The sequence below is a fragment of the Amycolatopsis sp. NPDC059021 genome, from assembly GCF_042739895.1.
Classification (GTDB): Bacteria; Actinomycetota; Actinomycetes; order Mycobacteriales; family Pseudonocardiaceae; genus Amycolatopsis.
This window is the reverse complement of sequence record NZ_JBHYIQ010000068.1, coordinates 6,559-13,843: the sequence shown is the minus strand read 5'-3', so window position 1 is coordinate 13,843 and position 7,285 is coordinate 6,559. Positions and strand designations below refer to the sequence as shown.

At 69.9% G+C, this 7,285-nt stretch carries 7 protein-coding genes; 4 read left to right on the top strand and 3 right to left on the bottom strand.

Annotated elements, in window-relative coordinates:
* Positions 1-79: 79 nt before the first annotated feature.
* Positions 80-994, bottom strand: coding sequence for an RCC1 domain-containing protein (locus tag ACFWX1_RS32200; protein WP_378393526.1), 915 nt, complete (start codon positions 992-994; stop codon positions 80-82).
* Between the two features lie 426 nt (positions 995-1,420).
* On the opposite strand from ACFWX1_RS32200, the gene ACFWX1_RS32195 reads away from it, so the two are divergent.
* Positions 1,421-2,074, top strand: coding sequence for a DUF6801 domain-containing protein (locus ACFWX1_RS32195; protein WP_378393525.1), 654 nt, complete (start codon positions 1,421-1,423; stop codon positions 2,072-2,074).
* Positions 2,075-2,156: 82 nt separating this feature from the next.
* Positions 2,157-3,548: a DUF6801 domain-containing protein gene (locus ACFWX1_RS32190; RefSeq protein ID WP_378393524.1), complete on the top strand. Its 1,392-nt coding sequence runs from the start codon at positions 2,157-2,159 to the stop codon at positions 3,546-3,548.
* A gap of 38 nt (positions 3,549-3,586) precedes the next feature.
* Here the strand turns inward: ACFWX1_RS32190 and ACFWX1_RS32185 are convergent, their stop codons facing one another.
* Entirely contained in the window at positions 3,587-4,876 is a 1,290-nt protein-coding gene (locus ACFWX1_RS32185; RefSeq protein ID WP_378393523.1) for a PucR family transcriptional regulator, read from the bottom strand.
* Between the two features lie 331 nt (positions 4,877-5,207).
* Between ACFWX1_RS32185 and ACFWX1_RS32180 the strand changes: the two genes are divergently transcribed.
* Both ACFWX1_RS32180 and ACFWX1_RS32175 read left to right on the top strand, forming a co-directional pair.
* Entirely contained in the window at positions 5,208-5,678 is a 471-nt protein-coding gene (locus ACFWX1_RS32180) for a MarR family winged helix-turn-helix transcriptional regulator (protein WP_378393522.1), read from the top strand.
* Between the two features lie 69 nt (positions 5,679-5,747).
* Positions 5,748-6,395 (top strand): VC0807 family protein, encoded by a 648-nt coding sequence (locus tag ACFWX1_RS32175; RefSeq protein WP_378393521.1) that lies wholly within the window; start codon positions 5,748-5,750, stop codon positions 6,393-6,395.
* On the opposite strand, the gene ACFWX1_RS32170 is transcribed toward ACFWX1_RS32175, so the two are convergent.
* Positions 6,382-7,191: an arginase family protein gene (locus ACFWX1_RS32170; RefSeq protein ID WP_378393520.1), complete on the bottom strand. Its 810-nt coding sequence runs from the start codon at positions 7,189-7,191 to the stop codon at positions 6,382-6,384. The two genes, ACFWX1_RS32175 and ACFWX1_RS32170, sit on opposite strands and share 14 nt — an antisense overlap.
* Positions 7,192-7,285 lie beyond the last annotated feature (94 nt).

Below are 7,285 nucleotides of genomic sequence, written 5' to 3'. Positions count from 1 at the left end.
GCACACCGCCCTCCACGGGCTGATAACCGCGGCGTGGTAAATGCGGCGGGTGGGAGCCCTGCCGGGCTCCCACCGGCCTTCAGCACAGCTTGGCCGACACCGCGTTGCTGGTCCGGTCACCCGCGGAGATTCCCGTTACCGGGCCACAGAAGACCGGCACCCCGCTGGTTTCCCCGCTCAGGTCGGAACCCCAGGCCACGACCTCACCGGTCGACTTCAGCGCCAGGTTGTGGCTCCAGCCCGCCTCGATCGCCACGACACCGGAAAGTGCGGCGGCGGGCACCTCGGTCTGGTGCTCGTCGTTGGCGCCCCAGGCGAGCACGCCCCCGTCCTTCAGCGCCAGGCTGTGGTTGTACCCGGCGGAAATCATGGTGACCCCCGAGGTCGCCGCGGCGGGAACGGTGGACTGCCCGTAGCTGTTGGCACCCCAGGCGAGCACGCCGCCGTTCTTCAGCACCAGGTTGTGGTCCCCGCCCGCCGCGATCGCGGAAACCCCGGCCTGCGCCGCCGGGGGCACGTCGGTGCGGGTACCCCAGCTGATCACCTGGCCGCCCTGTTTGAGCGCCAGGCTGTGCTGCGCGGTGGTCGCGATGTCCACCACGCCACTGAGCGCGGCGGCCGGGACGGCCGTCTGGCCGTACCAGTCGTTGCCCCACGCGAGCACCTTGCCGTTCTTCAGCGCGAGTTCGTGCGCCCAGCCCGACGCGATCCGGCTCACGCCCGACGTCGCCTCCGCCGGCACCTCGGTCTGGCCGAAGTTGTTGTCACCCCAGGCGAAAACGCCCCCGTTCCGGATGGCGAGGGTGTCCAGCGAACCCGCCGACACGGCGGTCACGCCCGCACCCGTCTCCGGCGGCGCGGGCACGGCCCCGTAGTCGGTGGCGCCCCAGGCCACCACACCGCCCGCGACAGGGGCGGCCAGTGCCCCGGGAGTGGTGAGGACCGGCGCGCAGAGCACGGCCACCACCGCGAACACGGCACCCCGCCGGGACACCTTCCGACAACCGCAAGTACGCGTCATGGCAGTCTCTTTCTCGCTTCGAATATTCTCGCGTTCTCCCGCCAAGATCGAAGAATGATATCCCGTCACAACCGATCCCCCGCGGCACGAACCGTCTTTGTCAACACCCGAGCAGGCAGCACGGATAATTACTCGTCCGATGACAAGAAAACCGGCTCCGAAACACCACGTCACCCCGGTACCGGTACAAGTCTTGTTCGCTACGAAACCCGCGAGTAACCTCGATACCGGCAGGTAAGCTGGGAGGCACGGCCGTACATCAGCCTTACATATCACCACCGTGCTCTGCGGCCCGACGAATGTACCGGAACCCGGTTGTTCACCACCTGAGTCCGACGCGAACGGCACAGAGGCAGCGGTCTGCCGAGGGGTCAAACTGGATCAAAGGAGATAGCAGTCATGTCCCGACTCAGGAAGTTGTCCGCCCGCGCGGTGACAACGGGCGCCGCCGTCGGCGCGGCGATCGTCCTCACCGCAGGCACCGCGATGGCCGCCACGGTCACCTACAAGGTCGGGGACCCGACCACGAACCCGCCCACCGGGGTCACCTATCTCTGCACGTTCCCCGGGATCCAGCCGCAGCCGGTGGTGGTGACCGCACAGCTCGACGCGCCGGACTCCATCCCGTCGGGCGGCACGGCGACACCGTCCAATGTGGGCGGTACGGCCACGATCACCGGAGCGGTCCACTCCCTGCTCACCGCCGTGGGCTACGACGGTATCCGCGGCACCGCCAGTGTCCCGGTCACCCTCACCAACGGGACCCTGTCCCAGCCCGCCGCGACCGGCCTGGAGGTCCCGGAGAAGATCTATCCAGCCGACGGCAAGCCGATCACCGTCGTCATCTCGCAGGTGGCGACCTCCAGCATCCCGACCGCCACCGCCGGCAGCCCCGGCACCGCGACACTTTCGCTCGGCCAGCAGCTCACCGCGCAGCTGCAGTTCCACCGCGGTTCGACCAACACCTGGACGCCCTACAACATGACGTGCAACCTGAAGGCCACGACGCCGCCGCAGAACACGGCGTTCACCCCGTCGATCACCATCACCTAGCCCACGACGGCCGGGGTGGCCGGTGCCCTCGGGCACCGGCCACCCCGATCCGCACCCGATCACCACCGGAGCCGGGACATCCATGACAAGCCAAGCCCGCAGGCGGAGAACGACAGCGAGCGCGCTCACGGCCGTCGGACTCGCGTCCGTCGTCACCGGCGGGCTGACCGGCGTGGGATCGGCGGCGACCGGGCCGGAATCCCCGCCGGCGCAAGAACTCCGGGCAGTCACGCGCGCCGTCACGAGCACGTGCGCGTTCGCCGCCCCGATCGGCCCGCGCGGGGTCTCGGCCGAGATCTCCGCGAAACTCCCGGTTTCGGCGCCGAAGAGCAAGCCCATCACGCTCGGCGAGTTGTCGATGAAACTCGTCCTGCCACGTGACGCGGCACAGTCCCTGGCCGCCACTGGCCACTCTGTCCAAGGTGGACTGAGCGTCGTCCTCACCGCCGTCCAGGACACGAAACACGACACGATCACCGTCCCGATGGACGTCGCGCCCACCCCGCTGCCGGAGACCGGTGACCTCACCCTGACCGCGACCGGGAAACCCCCGGAGTTCTCCCTCGAATCCGCCGGGCCCGTCGTCCTCGGCCTCACCGCGCCCACGCTCGCGCTGCAGTCACCGCCGTCCGACGGTGCCCCTGCGACGGCACCGGCGAAGCAGATCACCTGCACGCTGGATCCCGAGCAGAACACGACGCTCGGCTCCATCATGGTGCTGCCCCCGGCGACTCCCCAGACCGCTCCCCCGGCTCCGGCGACGCCGGGCGGAGCACCCGGCGAGCGGCGCGGCAAGCCGGGAACGGTGACCGCGCAGGACGAGGAACCACCGCCCTACATCCAGGCCCTCGGCCTGGTGCGCGTCACCTCGACGGCCACGGTGGAACGCCTGGGCGTCAAGGTGGCCACCGGCCCGACCGGGCTGGTCAAGGGCCGGCTGATCATGCGCTTCCCGCCGGATCTGCCGCCGGTGGTGACGGCACAGGGTTTCGTCTCCTTCAAGCCGGTCTCCGTGCCGTTCCTCGGCTTCGGCTTCGTCCCGGTCAGCGGGACCGTCGAGTTCCTGCCGCTGGACTACAAGAACGGCAAGGACATCGAGATCGTCGGTTCGCTGGACAACGGGATCCTCACCACGCACATCGAGATCATGGCCAGGATGAGCGACGCGAAGGTCAACGGCACCCCCCTGGATCTCGGGCCGGACTGCGTGACCGCCCGGCCGGTGGCCCTCGACCTCCGCGGCGACTACGACCCGTTCGGGATCGGCGTCATCGGCACCGACCCGAACTCGCCGGATCCGAGGTTCCGCGGGTTCACGCTGCCGCCCTTCAAGGGCTGTGGCGTCGCGGAACCCCTCGACGCGCTGCTGACCGGAATGGCGTCCGGGCCGGGGAACCAGGCCAAGGTGATCACCCAGAACCTCCTGCCCTGCCACGAACCCGACCACCGGAACTGCCCGAAACCGCCCTCCTGACCGAAGAGCGTCCGAGGTACGCCGGGGAGACAGGCCGCTCAGCGCGCCGCCTGTTTGGACGTCCACTGTGGACCGCTCCGCCGCGGCGACGGCAGCAGCTCACTGACGGGGAAACGATTTCCCGGCGGCGCTTGGCACGTCCCGGCCCGCAGGGCCAGCTCCATTTCGAAGCGGGCGGCGGGATCGCGCAGGTTCTCGCCGAAGGTCGACTGGAGCTGGCGCATCCGGTAGCGGACGGTCTGCGGGTGCACCCCGAGGCGCTCGGCGATCTCGACGACGTTGCCCTGGCTGTCCAGCCAGGCCCGCAGCGTCTCCAGCAGCCGTTCCCGCTGTTTGTCGGTCATGCTCACCAGCGGCGCGAACAGCCGGTTCCGCAGCGCGCCGACCAGGCCGGGATCGGAGTTGACCAGCAGGGTCGCCAGATGGTCCTCGGCGCGGACCACGCGACGCGGGACGATGACGCCGCGTTCGGCGAGCAGCAGCGCGCGCCGGGCCCAGCGCAGCGAGTCGGCGAGAGTGTCGAGCGCGACGCGCGGGCCGAGGGCGAGGCGGCAGTCCGGGAGCGCGGCCTGCAGCGAGGCGAGCCGGGCGGCGCTGATCTCGCCGGGGACGACGAGTTTCGGTTCCACGCCGTCGAGTTCGGCGAGCACGTCGGAGTCCAGTGCAGCCATGCGGCGGGGCGGGAGCGCCTCGCCCTGGGGATGCAGTGCCACCGGCGTCGCCTGCGCGGGGACCGTCCAGCCGATGAGCTGCGCCAGTTCGGCGATCGCCTTCGCCGGTGCGGGCGGGCTTTCGAGCACGAGCTGGAGCAGCTTGCGTCTCCAGCTGTCCAGCGCGCCCGCGGTTCTCGCCTTGGCCTCGAGATAACCGTCGAGCGCCACCGAAGCGAGTTCGTCCATGAACCCCAGCATCGCGTCGGCCAGCTGGGACATCACCGCCGAGGACAGGCCGCTGCGCCTGCCGACCCGCATGATCCGCCGCCACGAAACCCGCGCGCCGACGCGGTAGGCGGACTGCAGCGAGTCCAGGCTGCGGCCCTCGCGCATCTCGTTCTGCCCGAGCCGATGATGCACTTCGTGGGACTGCTCCTTCGACACCGACGGATCGGCGATCTGCGCGACGAACAACGTGATCGCGTATTCGACACCGGCGCGGATCGACTTGCCGTACGGGCCGTCGAGCGGACGCGCGTAGGCCGGGATGGTCGCGCGGATCTCCTCGACGATCTCGGTCGCGAGGCTGCCGAGTTCGGGGCGGAGGATGTCGGCGAGTTTCCGCGGCAGTGCCGCCGGGGGCGCAGTGTGCTCGAATCCGCGCTCCAGCGACATCGCAGCTCCTTCGCTCCGCCCAGCGTCCGGCCGCGCCGGGGCACGGCCTCACCTCCCCCGCGCCGCTGCGGGGGTGACACCGGACACATCGAAAAACTAGCCCCCGGTGTGTCACCTGTTCCGAAGAAAACCGAGTTCTTGTCATGTTCGTGACAAGATCTCCGGCGCCCCCTCGTAGTGGAGGAAAACCCGTCCGCCGGGTGCCCGGAAAAGTACGTACGAACGGACGAATCCCCCTTTCCGCACGCTACTCGGGGGAGACTCAGGGTTACCCCTGAGATTCTCGCCAACCACTTGTTTGCCTCGCGCAAGTACAGCTACCGTCCCCGGTATGCGACCGAAGCCGGAAGATCTGAAAGCGCTGGTCTACCCCCTCGTCCGGATCAGCGACAGCATGCGCCGCGCCCAGCGCGGGCAGATGGACCCGACCCGGCTGGCGATCCTCCAGCAGTCCGCCACGAAAGGCGCCGTGCGGCCGTCGGACGTCGCGAGCGACCTCGGCGTCCACCAGTCCTCGATCACCCGCCAGACCCGCGTGCTGGAGGAGGCGGGCCACGTCCGGCTCGAAGCCGATCCGGCCGACCGGCGCTCCTGCCTCATCACGCTGACCGAATCCGGCTGGGACGAGGTCCGCAGGCTCACCCGGCTCGGCCTGGACCGGTTCGCGGACTTCCTCGAGGACTGGGAGCCCGAGGACGTCCGGAAGCTCGGTGAGCTGCTCTCCCGCCTCGAGACGTCCATCGCGACCACCAAACGGCGTGAACAACGGCGCGGGCGTCCATGGCAGCGGAAGGACGACTGAGATGCGCGTGCTCATCGCCGGGGCGCGCGTCGGCGGCGCCGCGGTCGAAACCTCGATGAAAGGAGCACTGTGAACGCCCGATTCCGCGCCATGCTCCCCGTTCTGCTCGACCTCGTCGTGCCGATCGGCGGATACTTCCTGCTGCACCAAGGGTTCGGCCTCAGCGCCTTCTGGTCGCTCACCATCGCCGGCGCCGCCACCGGCGTCACTGCGCTGGCGGGCACGATCCGAAGACGCAGGCTGGACGCGCTGGGGGCCTTGATCTTCCTCGAAATGGCGCTCTCGGCGGTCCTGCTGTTCGTCACCGACGACCCGCGTGTCGTGCTCGCCAAACCCGCGTTCTATCTGGCCGCGGCCGCGGTGTTCGCGCTCGTCACGTGTTTCGTCGGTAAGCCGCTGGTGTACGAGTCCGGAAAACCGTTCGCCACCAAGGGAGATCCGGCCATGCTCGCCGCGTACGAGCGCTCGTGGACGGTCTCGCACCGGTTCCGGCGCGCGATGCGCGGGGTGACCGCGTTCTGGGCCGCCGCGTTCGCCGCCGACGCCGTCCTGCGGGTCGTGGTCGTCTACAGCCTGCCGCCGGAGCGGGTCGACGAGTCGGTGTGGCTGTCCCAGGTGCCGTTGGTCGTGGTGTTCGTGCTGGCCATCGTCGTCACCCGGCTGTGGATGCGGCCGTTGCGCCCGATCGTGGAGGCCAACCGGGCTACCCCTGGCTGAGCAGCCCGCCGATCGCGGCCAGCACCGGTTCCAGAACCTCCAGCCCCTCGGTGCCGACACATTCGGTGATCGCAGCGCCGACGACGTCGAAGGCGGACAGGGACTCGATCGCCGCGACCAGCTCGGCGATCGTCACGCCGCCGGGTTCGGGAAAGTTGAGCCCGCCGAACTCGCCGGGGTCGAGGATATCGAGGTCGAGATGCAGGTAGACGTGCTCGGCGCCGGACAACGCGGCGGTGAGGGCGCCGTCCTCGGTGATGTCGGGGACCCGCACGACGAGGCCACTCTCGGCTGCCTCTCGCTCGGCGTCGTCGAAGACCCTCGTCCCGGCGAGCACCGCCCGGCCCCGCCCGAGAGCGGGATTCGCCACGAAATCGGGGTCCCCGTCGCCGAGCAGCGACCGCAGGACCATGCCGTGGTAGGCGCCGGTGAGCGAGGATTCCGCGGTGTTGAGGTCGGGATGCGCGTCGAACCAGACGACGCCGAGCCCCGGCCCGTACCGGAATCGCGCGACGCCGACCGGGACCAGTTCGGTCCCGCAGTCTCCGCCGATGGTCAGCACCGGACCGCCGGGCGCCTCCAGCGCGGCCAGCTGCGCCGGACGGTTCGCGAGCAGGACCTCCCGGTTGGCGATACCGCCTGCCACCGGCGAGGTCTCCTTGCTCTGCGGGATGTGGTGCACCGGCAGGCCGAGCACGTGCCCGGCCAGCTCGGCGAGCGCCACGCACCCGTCGGGAAGCTCCGGCGCGCGCGGACTCAGCGCGCCCTGCCACTGCGGAACCGCGTTGATGAGCATGTCCGCGACGTTAGCGGAAGGGACGTTAGCTGAAGGGGACGTTGCTCGCGTAAGACGCGCTGAAGGGGACTTTCCTCGCATCCCATGCGAGGAA

Excerpts from the sequence above, each read along its gene's own strand:
- ACFWX1_RS32180 (WP_378393522.1), top strand. The coding sequence starts at position 5,208 with ATGCGACCGAAGCCGGAAGATCTGAAAGCGCTGGTCTACCCCCTCGTC.
- ACFWX1_RS32195 (WP_378393525.1), top strand. The coding sequence starts at position 1,421 with ATGTCCCGACTCAGGAAGTTGTCCGCCCGCGCGGTGACAACGGGCGCC.
- ACFWX1_RS32170 (WP_378393520.1), bottom strand. The coding sequence starts at position 7,191 with ATGCTCATCAACGCGGTTCCGCAGTGGCAGGGCGCGCTGAGTCCGCGC.
- ACFWX1_RS32190 (WP_378393524.1), top strand. The coding sequence starts at position 2,157 with ATGACAAGCCAAGCCCGCAGGCGGAGAACGACAGCGAGCGCGCTCACG.
- ACFWX1_RS32185 (WP_378393523.1), bottom strand. The coding sequence starts at position 4,876 with ATGTCGCTGGAGCGCGGATTCGAGCACACTGCGCCCCCGGCGGCACTG.